Origin of the sequence: Streptomyces sp. NPDC017993 (assembly GCF_044328065.1) — a bacterium.
In the GTDB taxonomy this organism is placed as follows: Bacteria; Actinomycetota; Actinomycetes; order Streptomycetales; family Streptomycetaceae; genus Streptomyces.
In genome coordinates this window covers 168594-185812 of record NZ_JBIRGO010000017.1, presented here as the reverse complement: position 1 = coordinate 185812, position 17219 = coordinate 168594, and the positions used below count along the sequence as shown (strand labels likewise).

Annotated in this window: 15 protein-coding genes and 1 riboswitch; of the genes, 8 read left to right on the top strand and 7 right to left on the bottom strand. The window is 72.7% G+C overall.

The window, feature by feature from the left end:
- Window positions 1-128: 128 nt before the first annotated feature.
- Window positions 129-310, bottom strand: a riboswitch (cobalamin riboswitch).
- 128 nt (window positions 311-438) lie between these two features.
- On the bottom strand, window positions 439-1548 hold the full coding sequence (locus ACH4FH_RS28535; protein WP_398558790.1) for an MBL fold metallo-hydrolase: 1110 nt from the start codon (window positions 1546-1548) through the stop codon (window positions 439-441).
- Window positions 1549-1811: 263 nt separating this feature from the next.
- Here ACH4FH_RS28535 and ACH4FH_RS28530 point away from each other — a divergent pair, with 263 nt between their 5' ends.
- Both ACH4FH_RS28530 and ACH4FH_RS28525 read left to right on the top strand, forming a co-directional pair.
- Entirely contained in the window at window positions 1812-3263 is a 1452-nt protein-coding gene (locus tag ACH4FH_RS28530; RefSeq protein WP_398558789.1) for an aldehyde dehydrogenase, read from the top strand.
- Complete coding sequence (locus ACH4FH_RS28525) at window positions 3263-3496, top strand: ferredoxin (RefSeq protein ID WP_398558788.1); 234 nt, start codon at window positions 3263-3265, stop codon at window positions 3494-3496. The genes ACH4FH_RS28530 and ACH4FH_RS28525 overlap by 1 nt, the downstream gene beginning before the upstream one ends.
- Here the strand turns inward: ACH4FH_RS28525 and ACH4FH_RS28520 are convergent.
- Entirely contained in the window at window positions 3469-4161 is a 693-nt protein-coding gene (locus tag ACH4FH_RS28520) for a TetR family transcriptional regulator (RefSeq protein ID WP_398558787.1), read from the bottom strand. The genes ACH4FH_RS28525 and ACH4FH_RS28520 overlap by 28 nt on opposite strands.
- Window positions 4162-4400: 239 nt before the next feature.
- Between ACH4FH_RS28520 and ACH4FH_RS28515 the strand changes: the two genes are divergently transcribed.
- The 4 genes from ACH4FH_RS28515 to ACH4FH_RS28500 all read left to right on the top strand — a co-directional run bounded on the left by ACH4FH_RS28515 (window position 4401) and on the right by ACH4FH_RS28500 (window position 8844).
- Window positions 4401-5813, top strand: coding sequence for a glycosyltransferase family 4 protein (locus ACH4FH_RS28515; protein WP_398558786.1), 1413 nt, complete (start codon window positions 4401-4403; stop codon window positions 5811-5813).
- 130 nt (window positions 5814-5943) lie between these two features.
- Window positions 5944-6843, top strand: coding sequence for a class I SAM-dependent methyltransferase (locus tag ACH4FH_RS28510; protein WP_398558785.1), 900 nt, complete (start codon window positions 5944-5946; stop codon window positions 6841-6843).
- Window positions 6840-7913 (top strand): prenyltransferase, encoded by a 1074-nt coding sequence (locus ACH4FH_RS28505; protein ID WP_398558784.1) that lies wholly within the window; start codon window positions 6840-6842, stop codon window positions 7911-7913. The genes ACH4FH_RS28510 and ACH4FH_RS28505 overlap by 4 nt, the downstream gene beginning before the upstream one ends.
- A gap of 127 nt (window positions 7914-8040) precedes the next feature.
- Window positions 8041-8844: a maleylpyruvate isomerase N-terminal domain-containing protein gene (locus tag ACH4FH_RS28500; protein WP_398558783.1), complete on the top strand. Its 804-nt coding sequence runs from the start codon at window positions 8041-8043 to the stop codon at window positions 8842-8844.
- A 30-nt stretch (window positions 8845-8874) separates the two neighbouring features.
- Here the strand turns inward: ACH4FH_RS28500 and ACH4FH_RS28495 are convergent, their stop codons facing one another.
- From ACH4FH_RS28495 to ACH4FH_RS28480, 4 genes are all read right to left on the bottom strand, one after another.
- Entirely contained in the window at window positions 8875-9885 is a 1011-nt protein-coding gene (locus ACH4FH_RS28495; protein ID WP_398558782.1) for an LLM class F420-dependent oxidoreductase, read from the bottom strand.
- Between the two features lie 167 nt (window positions 9886-10052).
- Window positions 10053-10901, bottom strand: a complete 849-nt coding sequence (locus ACH4FH_RS28490) for a hypothetical protein (protein ID WP_398558781.1) — start codon at window positions 10899-10901, stop codon at window positions 10053-10055.
- A 188-nt stretch (window positions 10902-11089) separates the two neighbouring features.
- Window positions 11090-12091, bottom strand: coding sequence for an N-acetylmuramoyl-L-alanine amidase (locus tag ACH4FH_RS28485; protein ID WP_398558780.1), 1002 nt, complete (start codon window positions 12089-12091; stop codon window positions 11090-11092).
- Window positions 12092-12110: 19 nt separating this feature from the next.
- Window positions 12111-12770, bottom strand: coding sequence for a class I SAM-dependent methyltransferase (locus tag ACH4FH_RS28480; RefSeq protein WP_398558779.1), 660 nt, complete (start codon window positions 12768-12770; stop codon window positions 12111-12113).
- 379 nt (window positions 12771-13149) lie between these two features.
- Here ACH4FH_RS28480 and ACH4FH_RS28475 point away from each other — a divergent pair, with 379 nt between their 5' ends.
- Both ACH4FH_RS28475 and ACH4FH_RS28470 read left to right on the top strand, forming a co-directional pair.
- Complete coding sequence (locus ACH4FH_RS28475) at window positions 13150-15333, top strand: acyl-CoA dehydrogenase (RefSeq protein WP_398558778.1); 2184 nt, start codon at window positions 13150-13152, stop codon at window positions 15331-15333.
- 21 nt (window positions 15334-15354) lie between these two features.
- Window positions 15355-16548: a lipid-transfer protein gene (locus ACH4FH_RS28470; protein ID WP_398558777.1), complete on the top strand. Its 1194-nt coding sequence runs from the start codon at window positions 15355-15357 to the stop codon at window positions 16546-16548.
- 34 nt (window positions 16549-16582) lie between these two features.
- On the opposite strand, the gene ACH4FH_RS28465 is transcribed toward ACH4FH_RS28470, so the two are convergent.
- On the bottom strand, window positions 16583-17173 hold the full coding sequence (locus ACH4FH_RS28465; RefSeq protein WP_398558776.1) for a cysteine hydrolase family protein: 591 nt from the start codon (window positions 17171-17173) through the stop codon (window positions 16583-16585).
- Between the last annotated feature and the right edge of the window lie 46 nt (window positions 17174-17219).

Genomic DNA, 17219 nt, shown 5'->3' with positions numbered 1-17219 from the left:
GTGTACGCAGCCGCGCTCGGCCGGCCGCCCGCGCGCCCGGTCGTCGGACCCACGCGGTGGCACCGGGCTCAGCTCCGTATACCTCGACGGTGCCGCGCACCGGCCGTCCGAAGGCGGGGCCGGGGCGGGAGCCTTGGTCGTGCGCCAGCGGGTGCTCCGGCTCGTACGGCCGTGCGTGCCGCGTAAGCGTCGCGGTGCGCGGGCGGGCCGTCCTCACGGTTGCGGGTCAGCGCCGGATTTTCACCGGCTTCCCCCGATAGGCACGGATGAAGTTTTCACGCACACCTTAACCGGCGCCCGCAAGGGGTTCGCTCGCACGTACGGATACCGGCGGGAACGCGGCCCCGGCGTGCGGGCGCGGGGAGCGGGGCGGCGGAGCCCTTCCCCGCGGGCGGTGTCGGGCGGTGTCGGGCGGTGTCGGGCGCCGGCCCTCGGGGGTCATGCCGCCCGGTACGTCACCGGGTCGGAGCCGGGGACGGGCTCGGCGTGCCCGAGTTTCACCAGGCGGCGCAGGTGGGCCTCGGCTTCCGAGACGGCGATGTTGCGGGAGCCGTAGGGGATCTGCTCCCAGGGGCGGTTCCACTCCATCGCCACCGCGAGCTGCCAGGGCGTGAGGGGTTCGCGGAGCAGTGCTCTCAGTCCGGACAGGCGCTCTTCGTGGTGGGCGAGGAGTTCTTGCACGCGCCCGTCCGCGTCGGCGAACGCGTGCTGGTGGGCGGGCAGCACCTCGGCGGGGGCGAGCCTGCCGATCCGCTCCAGGGAGTCGAGGTAGTCGCCCAGCGGGTCGGTGACCGTGGCGTCGTCCGGGTCCTCGTACAGCCCGACGTGCGGGGTGATGCCGGGGAGGAGGTGGTCGCCGGAGAACAGCCGGCCGAAGCGGTGGGGCTGCCCGGCCGGGGCCCCGGCCACCGCACTCCCGGCCTCCCCGTCCCCGGCCCCCGCACCGGCCCCCGTGCCCCGCCCCGGGTGCTCCTCCTCCAGATGCAGGCAGACGTGTCCCGGGGTGTGCCCCGGCGTCCAGATCCCCCGCAGCCGACGCCCGGGGAGGTCGAGCAGCTCGCCGGGGGCGATGTCGCGGTCGGGCAGCGCGGGCCGCCGGGCGGGCAGTGACCGGGCGCTGCCCTTGGCGCGGGCCGCCCGCAGGGGCGCGAGGTGGTCCTCGGGCGCGCCCGCCGCCGTGAGTTTGGCGGTCAGGTAGTCGAGCCACCGGCCCGGCTCGGCCTCGCGGCTGCGGCGGACCATGGCGGTGTCGGCCGCGTGCATCGCGATCCAGGCCCCGGACGCCTCGCGGACCTTGGCGGAGAGGCCGTGGTGGTCGGGGTGGTGGTGGGTGATCAGGACGCCGTGCAGGTCGGTGACGGCGAACCCGCATCCCTCGACACCGGCGACGAGGGTGTCCCAGGAGTCCGGGTCGTCCCAGCCGGTGTCGATGAGCACCGGACCGCGGTCGGTCTCCAGGAGGTGGACGAGGGTGTGGCCGAGCGGATTGTCCGGGATGGGGACGGCGATGCTCCATACCCCGCCCCTGTGGTCGGTCACCTGTGTCATCCCGGTCCCCTCTCGGTGTGGGCCTGCCCGGTCACTATAACTAGAACGAGTTCCAGTACGTCCTGAAGTGGTCTTTTCGATGGCGGAGTTGAGGCAGTAGACAGGCACCGGCTAGGAAGTGGGGGCCGACGGCGCGGTGATTGTGTGCGCGCCGTGGACTCCTGCAAGGGGAACTGGTATCAGTTTCTGATGCAGCGTCAGATGTCGGCGGGCGCATGAATGCCAGCCGGCCGAGGGCGGCCAACCCGCGGGAGGCGGCAGCGATGAGCGACCTCGTCGAGCACGGAAAGCTCTACATAGGCGGTGAGTTGGTCGACCCGGCCGGCCGCGACACGATCGAGGTCGTCTCACCGCACACCGAGCAGGTCATCGGCCGGGTTCCGCACGCCTCCCGGGCCGATGTCGACCGCGCGGTGGCTGCGGCCCGCACGTCCTTCGACTCCGGGGTCTGGGCCAGGGCCCCGCTGGCGGAGCGGATCGCCGTGGTGACCCGCATCAAGGACGCCTTCGCCGCGCGCAGCGAGGAGATCGCCCGGGTCATCAGCTCCGAGAACGGCACACCCGTCACCTCCGGACTGATGGTGCAGTCGCTGGCGGCGATGCTGGTGTGGGACGCGGCCCTCGCCGTGGCCCGTGACTTCCCGTTCGAGGAGCGGCGCGCCGGCCTGCTGGGCCCGCTGCTGGTCCGCCGGGAGCCGGCCGGGGTGGTCGCGGCCGTCGTGCCCTGGAACGTCCCGCAGTTCACCGCCGCCGCCAAGCTCGCGCCGGCCCTGCTGGCGGGCTGCTCGGTGGTGTTGAAGGTGTCGCCGGAGACTCCGCTGGACGCCTACCTCCTCGCCGAGATCGTGACCGAGGCCGGGCTGCCGGAGGGGGTGCTGTCGATCCTGCCCGCGGACCGGGAGGTCAGTGAGTACCTGGTCGGGCATCCGGGCGTGGACAAGGTCTCGTTCACCGGGTCGGTGGCGGCGGGCAAGCGGGTCATGGAGGTCGCGGCCCGCAACCTCAGCCGCGTCACGCTGGAGCTGGGCGGCAAGTCCGCCGCGGTGATCCTGCCGGACGCGGATCTGGAAGCGGCGGTGGCCGGCATCGTGCCGTTCGCCTGGATGATCAACGGCCAGGCGTGTGTGGCCCAGACGCGGATTCTCGCGCCGCGCAGTCGCTACGACGAGATCGCCGAGCGGTTCACCGCGGCGGCCGGCGCCCTGACCGTCGGCGACCCGCTGGATCCGGCCACCGAACTCGGCCCGCTGGTCGCCCGCCGGCAGCAGCAGCGTTCGCTGGACTACATCGCGCTCGGCCAGCAGGAAGGCGCCAAGGTCCTGACGGGGGGCGGCCGGCCCGAGGGGCAGCCGACGGGCTGGTACGTCGAGCCGACGCTCTTTGGCGAGGTCGCCAACTCCATGCGGATAGCCCGCGAGGAGATCTTCGGCCCGGTCATCTGCCTGCTGCCCTACGACGACGAGGCCGAGGCGGTACGGATCGCCAACGACTCCGACTACGGCCTCTCCGGCTCGGTGTGGACGGCCGACGTCGAGCGGGGCATCGACATCGCGCGGCAGGTGCGCACCGGTACGTACTCGGTGAACACCTTCAGCATCGACATGCTCGGCCCGTTCGGCGGCTACAAGAACTCCGGCATCGGGCGGGAGTTCGGCCCGGAGGGGTTCGGCGAGTATCTGGAGCACAAGATGATCCACCTGCCGGCGGGTGCCTGATGGGGGACCGCTGGCGGGTGGAGGTGGACCGGAGCGTGTGCATCGGGTCGGGGATGTGCGTCGGGGCGGCACCCGACGGCTTCCGCCTCGACTCCGCCCGGCAGTCGCACCCGGTGGTGCCGGAGGGTGACCCCGCCGAGAGCGTGCTGGCGGCGGCCGAGGGGTGCCCGGTCGAGGCGATCCTCATCACCGCGGCGGACAGCGGTCAGCCGGTCTTCCCGCCGGAGGAGTGAGGAGCCGTCCCCGACCCCGGTCGAGTCCCCGGCCGCGGCCCCGGATCCGGTGCGGTGACGTCGATCAGCCGGCAGACCGTCTCGATGTCGATCTTCACCTGGGCGATCGAGGCCCGCCCGGACAGCCAGGTGATCAGCGCCGAGTGCCAGGTGTGCTCGATGACGCGTACCGCGGACAACTGGTCGGGGGTGGCGGGCCCGTCCAGGTTCATCGCGTCCAGGATGATCGCGGTGGTCAGCCGGGAGACGGTGTCCACCTCGGGGCTGACCGAGCGGTCGGCGAAGGTCAGCGCGCGCACCATGGCGTCCGCGAGGTGCGGTTCGCGCTGGAGGGCGCGGAACGCCCGCATCAGGGTCTGGGCGACCCGTTTGCCCGGGTCCTCCTCCGACGGCGGCCGCTTGCGCAACGTCTCGTGCATGTGCTGGAGCTGGTCCTGCATGGTCGCGACCAGCAGATGCACCTTGGAGGGGAAATAGCGGTAGAGGGTGCCGAGTGCGACGCCCGAGGACTCGGCCACCTCGCGCATCTGCACGGCGTCGAACCCGCCGCGGCCGGCCAGCTTGGCGCTGGTGTGCAGGATGCGGCGTCGACGGGCCTCCTGACGTTCGGTCAGGGGAGGACTCGCGGGAAGCGCCGGCTTGGCCGCCTTGGATTCCGTAGTCATATATCCCATTCCGTGGCATTGCGTCCGCGATGCGGTGAGTGCCGGTGGTGTGATCGGCACAGCATGGCAGGGGGGCGGGTCGTGGCGCGAATCACCTGGTGCGACTCTTTCCGCGGGGGGCTCGGCCGGTAGATTCGAAGCTCCGTGAACTGATCAGTAGCCGATCAGTTCTGAAACTTGTTCTAGATTACCGCCAGCGGTTACGCTCCGGCGAAAGTCCAGTGAGAAGGGGGCCGAGCGTGACCGCAGAGGCCGTCCAGGCAGCCGCGCCTCGCCCCGCAGAGGCCCCCTCGGCCTCCGCCCCGCACAACGGCGACGGACCCCTGCGCATCGCGATGCTCACCTACAAGGGGAACCCTTTCTGCGGTGGTCAAGGCGTCTATGTCCGCCACCTCTCGCGCGAACTGGCCCGGCTCGGCCACACCGTTGAGGTCATCGGCGCCCAGCCCTACCCCGTTCTCGACGACGGGGTGACGCTGACCGAGCTGGCCAGCCTCGACCTCTACCGGCAGCCCGACCCGTTCCGCACGCCGCGGCTCCGCGAGTTCCGCGACTGGGTCGACGCCCTCGAAGTCGGCACGATGTGGACCGGCGGCTTCCCCGAGCCGCTCACCTTCTCCCTGCGGGCCCGGCGTCACCTCGCCGCCCGGCAGGGCGAGTTCGACGTCGTGCACGACAACCAGACGCTCGGATACGGCCTGCTCGGCGGTCCGCGCGCGATCGGCGCCCCGCTGGTCACCACGATTCACCACCCCATCACCGTCGACCGGCGCCTGGACCTGGAAGCCGCCGACGGCTGGCGGCGCCGCGCCTCGGTCCGCCGCTGGTACGGCTTCACCCGGATGCAGAAGCGGGTCGCCCGCCGGCTGCCGTCCGTGCTCACCGTCTCCGGCTCCTCCCGCCAGGAGATCGTCGACGACCTCGGCGTGGCCGACGGCCGGATCCACGTCGTGCACATCGGCGCCGACACCGACCTCTTCTCCCCGGACCCGTCCGTCCCCGAGGTGCCCGGCCGGATCGTCACGACCTCCAGCGCCGACGTGCCGCTCAAGGGCCTGGTCCACCTCGTCGAGGCGCTCGCCAAGGTCCGTACCGAGAACCCCGACGCGCATCTGGTGGTCGTCGGCAAGCGCGCCGACGACGGACCGGTCGCCGCGGCCATCGAACGCCACGGCCTCGCCCACGCCATCGAGTTCGTCAAGGGCATCAGCGACAGCGAACTCGTCGACCTGGTGCGCGGCGCGCAGATCGCCTGTGTGCCCTCCCTCTACGAGGGCTTCTCGCTCCCCGCGGCCGAGGCGATGGCCACCGGCACCCCGCTGCTGGCCACCACCGGCGGCGCCATCCCCGAAGTCGCCGGCGCCGACGGCGAGACCTGTCTGGCGGTGCCCCCGGGCGACGCCGGCGCACTGGCTGCCGGGCTCCTCCGCCTCCTGGGAGACGCCCCGTTGCGCCGGCGGCTGGGCGCGGCGGGACGCGAGCGGGTGCTCGCCCGCTTCACCTGGCGGCAGGCCGCCCTCGGCACCGCGGAGCGCTACCGTGAGGCGATCGCCCTCCAGACGGACCGCGCCGCCGCCGGAACCCGTCCTCAGGGGGCGGCAGGGGGCGCCGCGGGTACCGCGGCCACCCCGAGTACCGCCGGACGCGCCTAGTGCCGGGTCCGACCGCGCCTCCGGGCGCGCGCGCCGGTGCGCGGGGCGTCGGCTGCCACCCCCGCACCTTGTGCCCCACCGCTTCCCGCAGCCACCACCGCCATGAACCGCCGGACGAAAGCAGAACGCCGTGCTGACCGTCGACTTTTCCCGTTTCCCGCTCGCCCCGGGCGACCGCGTACTCGACCTGGGCTGCGGCGCGGGTCGGCACGCCTTCGAGTGTTACCGACGCGGCGCGCAGGTCGTCGCCCTCGATCAGAACGGCGAGGAGATCCGCGAGGTCGCCAAGTGGTTCGCCGCGATGAAGGAGGCCGGCGAGGTCCCGGCGGGCGCCACCGCCACCGCGATGGAGGGTGACGCGCTCGCCCTGCCGTTCCCCGACGACAGCTTCGACGTCGTGATCATCTCCGAGGTGATGGAGCACATCCCCGACGACAAGGGCGTGCTCGCCGAGATGGTGCGGGTGCTGCGCCCCGGCGGCCGGATCGCCGTCACCGTCCCGCGCTACGGCCCGGAGAAGATCTGCTGGGCACTCAGCGACGCCTACCACGAGGTCGAGGGCGGTCACATCCGGATCTACCGCGGCGACGAGCTGCTCGGCAAGATGCGCGAGGCGGGCCTGGAGCCGTACGGCACGCACCACGCGCACGGCCTGCACAGCCCCTACTGGTGGCTCAAGTGCGCCTTCGGCGTGAACAAGGACGGCGACGACGCCCCGCTGCCGGTGAAGGCGTACCACAAGCTGCTGGTCTGGGACATCATGAAGAAGCCGCTGGCCACCCGGCTCGCGGAGCAGGCGCTCAACCCCGTCATCGGCAAGAGCTTCGTCGCCTACGCCACCAAGCCGCGGCTGCCCGAGCAGGACGCCGGGACGACCGCCGAGCCGGTGAAGGCCGAGACGGCCGATACGGCAAAGGCCGCCAAGACCGCGGGCAAGGCCACCAAGGCCACCAAGTCCACGGCCAGGCCGGCCAAGCGCGCCGCCAAGCCCGCCAAGTCCACCGAGTCCACCGCCGGAGCCGCCAAGTGACGAGTCCCGGGCGTACCGAGCGCCTGGTCCTGCCGGGTGTGCTCACCGCCGAACAGGCGGCCCGTACGGTCGCCGGCATCCTCGCGATCCAGCGCGCGGACGGCGCGATCCCCTGGTTCCGCGGGCACCACCTCGACCCGTGGGACCACACCGAGGCCGCCATGGCCCTGGACGCGGCCGGCGAGCACGAGCGCGCCGAGGCCGCGTACGACTGGCTGGTGCGCACCCAGAACAAGGACGGCTCCTGGTACGCGGCCTACGCCGACGGGGACGCCGAAGCGCCCACCGACCGTGGCCGGGAGACCAACTTCTGCGCCTACATCGCGGTCGGCGTCTGGCACCACTTCCTGTCCACCGGCGACGAGACGTTCCTCGACCGCATGTGGCCGGCGGTCTTCGCGGCCATCGAGTACGTCCTGGAACTCCAGCAGCCCGGTGGGGAGATCGGCTGGAAGCGCGAGGACGACGGCACCCCCGTCACCGACGCGCTGCTGACCGGTTCGTCCTCCGTCTACCAGGCCCTGCGCTGCGCCCTCGCGCTCGCGGACCAGCGCGAGGAGCCGCAGCCCGACTGGGAATTGGCCGTCGGGCGCCTCGGTCACGCGATACGCCGCCACCCCGAGCGGTTCCTGGACAAGGCCCGCTACTCCATGGACTGGTACTACCCGGTCCTGGGCGGCGCGGTGCGCGGCGCGGACGCCAGGGAACGGATCGACGCGGAGTGGGAGCGCTTCGTCGTACCGGGACTAGGTGTGCGCTGTGTGCTGCCCAACCCCTGGGTCACCGGCGGTGAGAGCGCCGAACTGGCCCTCGCCCTCTGGGCGATGGGGGAGTCCGAACGCGCCGTGCAGATCCTCAAGTGGATGCAGCACCTGCGCGCCGAGGACGGCATGTACTGGACCGGTTACGTCTTCGACGACGACGCGATCTGGCCCCGTGAACTGACCTCCTGGACCGCCGGGTCGCTGCTGCTCGCGGTAGCCGCACTGGGGGGCGACGAGGCCACCACGTCGGTCTTCGGCGGCGAATGGCTGCCCACCGGCCTCGACCCGGACTGCTGCCGCTCCTAGGCGAGCCCCTTACGTGGCCGTGCCGCCCGGGGCGAGGAACCCGGGCGGCACCGCGGCAACCCACCGATGGGCCGGGCGGGCACAAATTGGGGAGCCGTGAGAGCCGGGCCCGCACTACTGTGCGGTCATGACTCTCCGCGGCTCCCTCTCCCATGAGCGCTACTGCGCCGAACTCCTCGCCGAGACCGACAGGTTCAGGGAGCTGGTGCGCTCGGGCGACCTCGCCGCCAAGGTGCCGACCTGCCCCGCGTGGACGCTGGCCGATCTCGCCCTGCATGTGGGCGGCGCGCACCGCTGGGCCGGTGCGCTGGTCGCCACCCGCGCCACGGAAGACGTCGAGGAGGAGGACGTCCCGCTGATCCGCGGCCCGGAAGGTGAGGGCGTCGCCGCCCTGGACGCCTGGCTCGCCGAGGGCGTCGAGCAGACCGTACGGGCGCTGCGCGAGGCAGGTCCCGAGGCCGAGGTGTGGACGTGGTCGCCGGTGCGGCGGGCGCGGTTCTGGGCCCGCCGGATGACCCACGAGACGGTGATCCACCGGGCCGACGCGGCTCTGGCGACCGCCGCCGGCTACGAACTCGCGCCCGAGGTGGCCGCCGACTGTCTGGAGGAATGGCTCCAGTTGTGCGCCCTTCCGGAGGGGGCCGCGCGCCAGGCGGACGCCGATGACCCGCTGTTCGGCCCCGGCCGCAGCATCCACCTGCACGCCACCGACACCCCGCCCGAGCTGAACGCCGAATGGGTCCTCGACCTCACGGGCGACCGGCTCGCCCACCGCCGCAGCCACGAGAAGGCCGCCGTCGCGCTGCGCGGCCCGCTCACCGACCTCCTGAGCGTCCTCTACCGCAGGCTGCCCGCAGACAGCGACCGCGTCGAGGTGCTCGGCGACCGCGCGCTGCTCGACCTGTGGCTGGAGCGGGCGTCCTTCGAATGAGCGGTGAGGTCTGCGCAGCGGCGGGGCGCGTCAGGAGTTCAGCTCGGCCAGTACCCGCAGGGTGTGCGGGTCGGGAGCGGTGACCAGCAGGTCGGTGACCGGCCCCGACCGCCACAACTCCAGGCGCTGAGCGATGCGTTCGCGCGGGCCCACCAGCGAGATCTCGTCGGCGAACGCGTCCGGAACGGCCAGCACCGCCTCCTCCTTGCGGCCCTGGAGGAAGAGTTCCTGCACCTGCCGGGCCTCGTCCTCGAAGCCCATCCGCGCCATCAGATCGGCATGGAAGTTGCGGGTCGCGTGTCCCATGCCGCCGATGTAGAAGCCGAGCATCGCCTTGACCGGCAGCAGCCCCTCGCTGACGTCGTCGCAGACCGCGGCGCGCGCCATCGGGGCGATGAGGAAGCCGTCCGGGGCGTCCTCCAGGGACGCCTGGTAGACCTCGGTACGCAGCGGTGACCAGTACAGCGGCAGCCAGCCGTCCGCGATGCGGGTGGTCTGCGCGATGTTCTTGGGGCCCTCCGCGCCGAGCAGGACGGGCAGTTCGGTGCGCAGGGGGTGGGTGATGGGCTTGAGCGCCCTGCCCAGGCCGGTGCCGTCCGCGCCGCGGTAGGGATGCGGGTGGAAGAGCCCGTCCGCCTCCACCGGGCCCTCGCGGCGCAGGACCTGCCGGATCACGTCGACGTACTCACGTGTCGCGGTCAGCGGGCTCTTGGGGAACGGCCGCCCGTACCACCCCTCGACGACCTGCGGGCCCGACAGTCCCAGGCCCAGCAGGACCCGGCCGCCGGAGAGATGATCGAGAGTGAGGGCGTGCATCGCGGTGGCGGTGGGGGTGCGCGCGGCCATCTGCGCGATACCGGTGCCCAGTTTGATCCGGGAGGTGTGCGCGGCGATCCAGGTGAGCGCGGTGAACGCGTCCGATCCCCAGGACTCCGCGGTCCACACCGAGTGGTAGCCCAGGCGCTCCGCCTCGCGGGCGAGTTCGAGATGCCGGGGGTCGGGGCCGCGGCCCCAGTAGCCCAGCGCCAGCCCGAGTCGCATGCCCCGCCCCTCTCCGCCGCTGCGTCCGGCCGTGCCGCCGCAACCTTTGCTGACGAACCGTCAGATCGGCGCGGTCCGGCGACTGTACGACCCGGCGGGCGGGCAGCGCAACGGCCCCCCGCCCACGAGGGGCGAGGGGCCGCGAAAGGACCGCTGTGCGTCCGGCGTCAGCCGCGCTGGATGCCGGTGGTGTCCTGCAGGACGCCGCGCCGGCCGTCCTGGGTCTGTGCGATCAGGGCCTGGCCGCGCTGCTCCACCGCGAGGTACCAGGTGCCGGGCGCCAGTTCGGCGATCGGCTGCGGCGAACCGTCCTCGCCGTACAGCGGACGCGCGACGGGCACCGCGAACCAGAACGGCGCGAAGTCGGCCGGGCCGCCCGCTGCCGGGGTGGCGCCCTGCGGGCCGCCGGCCGTGGCGCCGGCCGGCTCCTGCTGACCGCCGTAGGACTGCGGGCCGGGCTGCTGCTGGCCGCCCGGGTAGCCGTAGCCCTGGCCTGCCGGCTGCTGCTGCTGCGCGCCGGGGTAGCCGTAACCGGGGTTGGGGCCCGCACCGTACGGGGAGGGGGCCTGCGGCTTCGGGGGGCCGACGAGGGCGGCCTTGAGGGCGGGCACCAGCGGGGTGGCGACGGCCGCGCCGGCCAGGACCAGCGCGCCGATCAGGCCGAGGATCAGGCCGGCGGAGGCGCCCTCACTGTCGACGATCGTCCAGAACGCGGTCCACGCCGCGAAGATGGCCAGCGAGACGCCGACCTGCTGGAGTTCGAGTCCGGCGACCTTGCGCGGCTGCGGCAGGGCGCGGGACACCACGATCAGGGCGGCGGCGATGACACCGGCGAGGTACACGCTCATCAGCAGGGACAGGGCGTCCCAGGCGTTCGGGCCGGAGGCCGACTCGGGGCAGAACTTGCCGACGCAGGTGTCGCCGGTCGAGTAGAGCTCGAGGAACGAGGCGATGAACAGCAACACCGCTGCTCCGATCACCACGCCGTCGCCTCGAGTGAGGGAGCGGATGTTCACGTAAGGGTCCTTTGTCGGTTTCGTGGTTCTGGTCGTCGCTGTCGCTGGCGCGCGGTGCGAGGCACGGGCAGTGGCCCCCCATCGTAAAGGGGAACCTATCGTCGAATCCGCCGGGCCGTCCTGTTGGTTTCGGCAGGGTTCGGCAGCGGTATCGGGTGCCGTATCCCTGGGGGTTTCGCAGGCCGCTGTCAGTGCGTCAAGAAGTCCGTAATGCCCTCGGTGATCCCGCGCGCCGCCTTTTGCCGCCACTGCGCGTCGGTCAATTGCGCGGCGTCCTTCGCGTCGCGCATATTGCCGCACTCCAGGAACACCTTGGGCACCTTCGAGAGGTTGAGGCCGCCGAGATCGGACCGTACGTCCAGGCCGGTGCCGCCGCCGACGTAATTGGAGGGAGCGCTTCCGGTAACTGCCACGAACCGTCCGGCCAGTCGCTCGCCCAGCTCCCGCGAGGGCGCCACCATCGCCGTGGTGTCCGCGGCGCCGGCCGAGACGCGGGCGGGCAGGATGACGTGGAAGCCACGGTTGCCGGCCCCCGAGCCGTCGGCGTGCAGGGAGACGGCCGCGTCGGCGTGGGCCTTGTTCCCGGTGGCGGCGCGTTCGTCGACGCACGGTCCGTACGGGCGGTCGCCGTCCTGGGTGAACACGACCTCGGCGCCCCGGTCCTGGAGGAGGGTGCGGGTGCGGCGGGCCAGGTCGAGGGTGAAGGCCGCCTCGGCGTAACCGTCGTTGGTGGAGGTGCCGGTGGTGTCGCACTCCTTGTGCGCGTTGCCGATGTCGACCTGTCGCGCGATCTCCCGGCCGTGGTCGCGGTTGCGCGGGTTGTGGCCGGGGTCGATCACCACGACCTTGCCTTTGAGGCTGCCGCCCGGCCGCGGGGTCCCGGACCCGTCCCCCGGCCCGCTCGCCTTCCCGCCGTCCTCGCCGGCCCCGCCGGCCCCGCCGTCACCGTCAGGCTTCGCGTGGGTGTCGCCGGCGCCGCCGTGCCCGGCCTTGCCGCCGGAGGCGTCCGCGCTGCCGCTCGATGACGTAGTCGGTGCCGGCTGCGCGCCCGGTGGTGGCGCGCCTCCGGTGCCGCCCGAGGACCGCCAGAGCAGCCAGCCTGCGGCGCAGGCGGCCACCAGGACGGCCAGCGTCACGGCGAGGGCGCCGCGCAGGCGGCGGTGCGGGGGGAAAGTGCTGCCGTTGGACACGTCCGCGATCGTAGCCCGCTCAGATGCCGGGGCCGGTGCGCCGCAGGACGTGCAGCGACCCGTACTCCGAGATCTCGGTGAAGGCGCCGGACTCCAGGGCCCTGCGGTAGATGCGGTACGGGGCCTGGCCGCCGTCCGCCGGGTCCGCGAAGACGTCGTGGATGACGAGCAGTCCGCCGGGGGCGACGTGCGGGGCCCAGCCCTCGTAGTCGGCGGTGGCGTGCTCGTCGGTGTGCCCGCCGTCGATGAAGACCAGGCCGACCGGGGCCCGCCACAGGGCCGCGGCCTGCGGCGACCGGCCGACCAGGGCGATCACCTGCTCCTCCAGGCCCGCCGCGTGCAGGGTCCGGCGGAAGGCGGGCAGGGTGTCCATCCGGCCGACCTCGGGGTCGACGACCGTCGGGTCGTGGTACTCCCAGCCGGGCTGCTGCTCCTCGCTGCCCCGATGGTGGTCGACGGTGACGGCCATCACGCCCGCGCCGCGCGCGGCGTCCGCCAGCAGGATCGTGGAACGGCCGCAATACGTGCCGACCTCCACCAGCGGCAGCCCGAGCGCCCCCGCTTCCGCCGCCGCCGCGTACAGGGCGAGGCCCTCGTCCACGGGCATGAAGCCCTTCGCCGCCTCGAATGCGGCGAGAATCTCCGGCTGCGGAGCTGTGGGAGCCGTGGGAGCGGCCATGGGCTTCCTCCTGGGGTGCGGTCAGAGGGCTCATGCTGCCGTACGGCGCGCGCCGGGCGATGTGCGGGTACCGGCCACCGGGGTATTTCGCCGTCAGAACAGCGGTTCGTATTTCCGGTGGAGCGTTTCCGGGATGCCCGATAGCGGGGAATTCGCGCAGGGCCCGGCAGGCGGGGTGGGAATGGCGGCCGCGCGCCGGAATTCACCCGACCGTTTCCGGTACGCAGCCCTGGCGTTCCCTGTCGAATGCGGACTGTTCCCGCCCGGAAAGCGGCGGGAGCCGGGCCGATTACGGCAAGCAACTCCGACAAAGAGGTCGATCATCGTTCGATCCGTTCCTGACCTTCCGTCAGATTGGAACGTGTTCTAGTCTGCCCGCATGGGCATCGGAATCACGCAAGAGCACCGTGACCTGGCAGAGGCGACGCGCCGCTGGGCCGCCCGCACCGTGCCACCCGAGGAACTGCGCACCCTGCTCGACACCGCCCCGCCGGGCAGTCCCGGCCGCCCTGCCTACTGGAAACAGCTCGTCGCACAGGGCTTGGTCGGACTCCACCTTCCGGAGACCGACGGCGGGGGCGGCGGCGAACTCCTCGACCTGGCCGTCGTGCTGGAGGAACTTGGCCGTGCCGCGCTCCCGGGCCCGTACCTGCCCACCGCCCTGGCCGCCGAACTGCTCCACCACGGCGGCCCCCGGGACCTCGTGCGGGCCCTGGCCACCGGTGAGCGCATCGGCGCCGTCGCATTCGGCGCCGGCTCGCTCATCGCCGTCGAGGGAGCCGGCGGCTACCTCCTCGACGGCACCGCGCCCCCCGTCCTGTCCGGCGGCGACGCGGATCTGCTCCTGCTGGCCGCGGAGACGCCCGCCGGCACCGTCTGGCTCGCGGCCGACGCCGACGCCCTGACCGTGCGGACGCAGGAGAGCGCCGACCCCACCCGGCCGACCGCCGAGGTGAGCGCGGACGGCGTGCTGATACCCGGCGACCGGCTGCTGACCGTCGACACCACCCTCGTCCGTGACCTGGCCGGGGTGCTGTTCGCCGCCGAAGCCTGCGGCACCGCCGCCCGGTCCCTGCACACCGCCGCGGAACACGCCGCGGTACGCGAGCAGTTCGGCCGCCCGATCGGCCAGTTCCAAGCGGTCAAGCACCTCTGCGCCGACATGCTCGTCCGCTGCGAACAGGCCCGTGCGCTCGTCTGGGACGCGGCCCGCGCCCGGCACGAGCCGCCCGAGGTCCGCGGCCTGGTCGCGGCGCTGGCCACCGCGACCGCCCTGGACGCCGCCTTCAGCTGCGCCAAGGACTGCATCCAGATCCTCGGCGGCATCGGCTTCACCTGGGAGCACGACGCACACCTCCACCTGAGACGGGCGACCGTGGCCCGCCAACTCCTCGGCGGCGGCGACACCCACCGGCTCCGCGCCGCCCGCCACGCCGCCGACGGTGCCCGCCGCGCACTGCGACTGGAACTCCCCGCCGACGCGGACGGATACCGCGCGGACGCCCGCGCGGTCATCGACGGGGTGCGCGGCCTGGACCCGGCGGCCGCCCGCCGTGCACTGGCACCCACCGGCCATGCCGCCCCGCACCTCCCAGAGCCCTACGGACTGGGCGCAGGTCCCGTCCAACAGCTCGCCGTCCAGCAGGAACTGGCAGCCGCCGGGGTCAAGGTCAGCGACCTGGGCATCGCCACCTGGGTGGTGCCCTCGCTCCTCGCCCACGGCACCGAGGAGCAGAAGCGGCGCTACCTGCTGCCGTCGCTGCGCGGTGACCTCCTGTGGTGCCAGCTCTTCTCCGAACCGGAGGCCGGCTCGGACCTGGCGTCCCTGCGTACCCGCGCCGAGCGGACCGACGACGGCTGGCGGGTCAACGGCCAGAAGGTGTGGACCTCGGCCGCCCAGTGGGCGGGCCACGGCATCCTGCTCGCCCGCACGAATCCCACCGCGCCCAAGCACCGGGGGCTGACCTTCTTCCTCGTCGACATGCGGAGCCCCGGCATCGACATCCGCCCGTTGAAGGAGATCACCGGCGACGCGCTCTTCAACGAGGTCTACTTCGACGACGTGCTGCTGCCCGCCGACGCCGTCGTCGGCGAGGTCGACAACGGCTGGGCGGTCGCCCGCACCACCCTGGACAACGAACGCGTCCACATGGCCGACCAACTGACCTTCGACACCGGGTTGCAGGCCCTCATCGACCGCTCCGCGGACCTGGACGACGCGGTGCGCGCACGCATCGGCGCGCTGGCCGCCGAGGCCCACGCACTGGGCTGCATCGGGCTGCGCACCACCCTCCAGCAGGTATCGGGCCGGGAGCCGGGCGCCGGTGCCAGCATCCGCAAACTGGTGCAGACCCCGCACCAGCAGAAGGTCGCCGAGCTGGCGCTCGAACTGCTCGGGCCGGTCGGCGCGGTGCGCGAGGGCACGGGCGAACGGGCCCTGCACGGCTTCTTGATGTCGCGTTGCCTGACCATCGCCGGCGGCACCACCCAGGTCCAGCTGAACGTCGTCGCGGAGCGGCTGCTCGGCCTGCCGCGCGACCCCGAGCCCCGCCCCCTCGTCTGAACTCTTTCCAGGAGGACACGCATGGCCGGCAAGGCGTACATCATCGGTGTCGGTATGACCCCGTTCACCAAGCCCGAGACCAGCGACCGGCAGTACTGGGACCTGGCGAAGGAAGCGGGCGGCAACGCGCTCGCCGACGCTGGGATCGGCTACGAGGCGGTCGAGCAGGTGCCGGTCGGCTTCTGCTACCAGACCTCGACGGCCGGCCAGCGCGCTGTGTACGAACTCGGGCTGACCGGCATCCCGGTCTACAACGTCAACAACAACTGCGCGACGGCCTCCACCGCGCTGATGATGGCGCGTCAGTTCGTCGAGTCGGGCATCAACGACTGTGTGCTGGCGCTCGGCTTCGAGAAGATGAAACGCGGCGCGCTGGGCGGCGGCGCGGACGGCGGCGATTTCGCCACCTCGCCGGTCGCCCGGCACTACGGCGTGATGGCGGCCGGCCACGGCTTCGAGAGGACGCCGCCCACCGCGCAGATCTTCGGCAACGCCGCCCGCGAGCACATGGCCCGCTACGGCACCACCGAGGAACAGCTCGCCGCGGTCGGCGCCAAGAACCACCGGCACTCCGCGCACAACCCCTACGCCCAGTTCCGGGACGTCTACACGGTCGAGGAGATCCTCGCCGCCAAGACCATCCACCGGCCGCTGACCCGGCTGCAGTGCTCGCCGACCTCGGACGGCTCGGCCGCGGCCGTCGTCGCCTCCGAGCGGTTCGTGCGCGCCCACGGGCTGGAGGAGCGGGCGGTGGAGATCGCCGCCCAGGCCATGACGACGGACACCGAGGACAGCTTCAGCACCGGCTCCTGCATCGAGGTGGTCGGCAAGCCGATGTCCCGGGCCGCGGCCCGGCAGGTCTACGCCGCGAGCGGCCTGGGCATCGAGGACGTGGACGTCATCGAGCTGCACGACTGCTTCTCCGTCAACGAACTGCTCACGTATGAGGCGCTGGGCATGTGCGCGGACGGGGAATCGGGCAAGCTGGTCGCCGACGGCGCCACCACCTACGGAGGGCGCTGGGTGGTCAACCCCTCCGGCGGCCTGATCTCCAAGGGCCACCCCCTGGGCGCGACCGGGCTGGCGCAGACCGCCGAGCTGGTGTGGCAGCTCCGTGGCACGGCGGGGGAGCGGCAGGTACCCGGCGCACGGATCGGCCTCGCCCACAACATCGGCCTGGGCGGCGCCGCGGTGGTCACCTTGCTGCGTAAGTGACGGCCGTGCACGCGGCGTCGGCAACGGTCACGACTCAGCCCAGGTCGGCCGCGGTGGCGACGACGACGCCGTAGAGGTCCTGCACGGTCGCCAGTGCGCTGTGGTGGATCTGCTCGGCGCTCATCTCGACGCCTGCGCCCCGCAGGGGCCGGGTGGCGCAGGCGTCGGCGACGACGGTGGGCCGGTTGCCGCGCAGGAACGCGCCCTGGGCGGTGAAGGCCACGCACATGTGGGTCATGAACCCGGCGATGACGACATCCGTCCTGCCCGCGGCCTCGATGTGCTCGGCGAGGTCGGTGCCGTGGAAGGCGTCGGGGGCCTGCTTGACGACGACGGTCTCACCGTCGACGGGGGCCACGCGCGGGTGGATGCGGCCGATCTCGGCCTTGATGTCGTAGGGGGTGCCCTCGCCACCGTCGTGGAGGACGTGGACGACCTTCGCACCGGCTCCGCGGGCCCGGCCGAGCAGCAGGGCGGCGGCGTCGAGCGCGCTTTGCCAGCCCTCCAGCTCCATCACGCCCTGGGTGTAGGTGTTCTGGTAGTCGATCAGGATCAGTGTCGAGTCGGAGAGCTTCGCGGGCGTCTCGTCGAAACCGTTGAGGGTGCGCAGGGTCGTCGTGGTCACAAGAGTCCCGTCTTCAGGGGTAGTTGGGGGGCGGCCCACCCGTGCG

Coding starts and splice junctions, on each gene's coding strand:
- ACH4FH_RS28535 (WP_398558790.1), bottom strand. CDS start 1,548: ATGACACAGGTGACCGACCACAGGGGCGGGGTATGGAGCATCGCCGTC.
- ACH4FH_RS28525 (WP_398558788.1), top strand. CDS start 3,263: ATGGGGGACCGCTGGCGGGTGGAGGTGGACCGGAGCGTGTGCATCGGG.
- ACH4FH_RS28475 (WP_398558778.1), top strand. CDS start 13,150: ATGGGCATCGGAATCACGCAAGAGCACCGTGACCTGGCAGAGGCGACG.
- ACH4FH_RS28480 (WP_398558779.1), bottom strand. CDS start 12,770: ATGGCCGCTCCCACGGCTCCCACAGCTCCGCAGCCGGAGATTCTCGCC.
- ACH4FH_RS28495 (WP_398558782.1), bottom strand. CDS start 9,885: ATGCGACTCGGGCTGGCGCTGGGCTACTGGGGCCGCGGCCCCGACCCC.
- ACH4FH_RS28500 (WP_398558783.1), top strand. CDS start 8,041: ATGACTCTCCGCGGCTCCCTCTCCCATGAGCGCTACTGCGCCGAACTC.
- ACH4FH_RS28520 (WP_398558787.1), bottom strand. CDS start 4,161: ATGACTACGGAATCCAAGGCGGCCAAGCCGGCGCTTCCCGCGAGTCCT.
- ACH4FH_RS28470 (WP_398558777.1), top strand. CDS start 15,355: ATGGCCGGCAAGGCGTACATCATCGGTGTCGGTATGACCCCGTTCACC.
- ACH4FH_RS28530 (WP_398558789.1), top strand. CDS start 1,812: ATGAGCGACCTCGTCGAGCACGGAAAGCTCTACATAGGCGGTGAGTTG.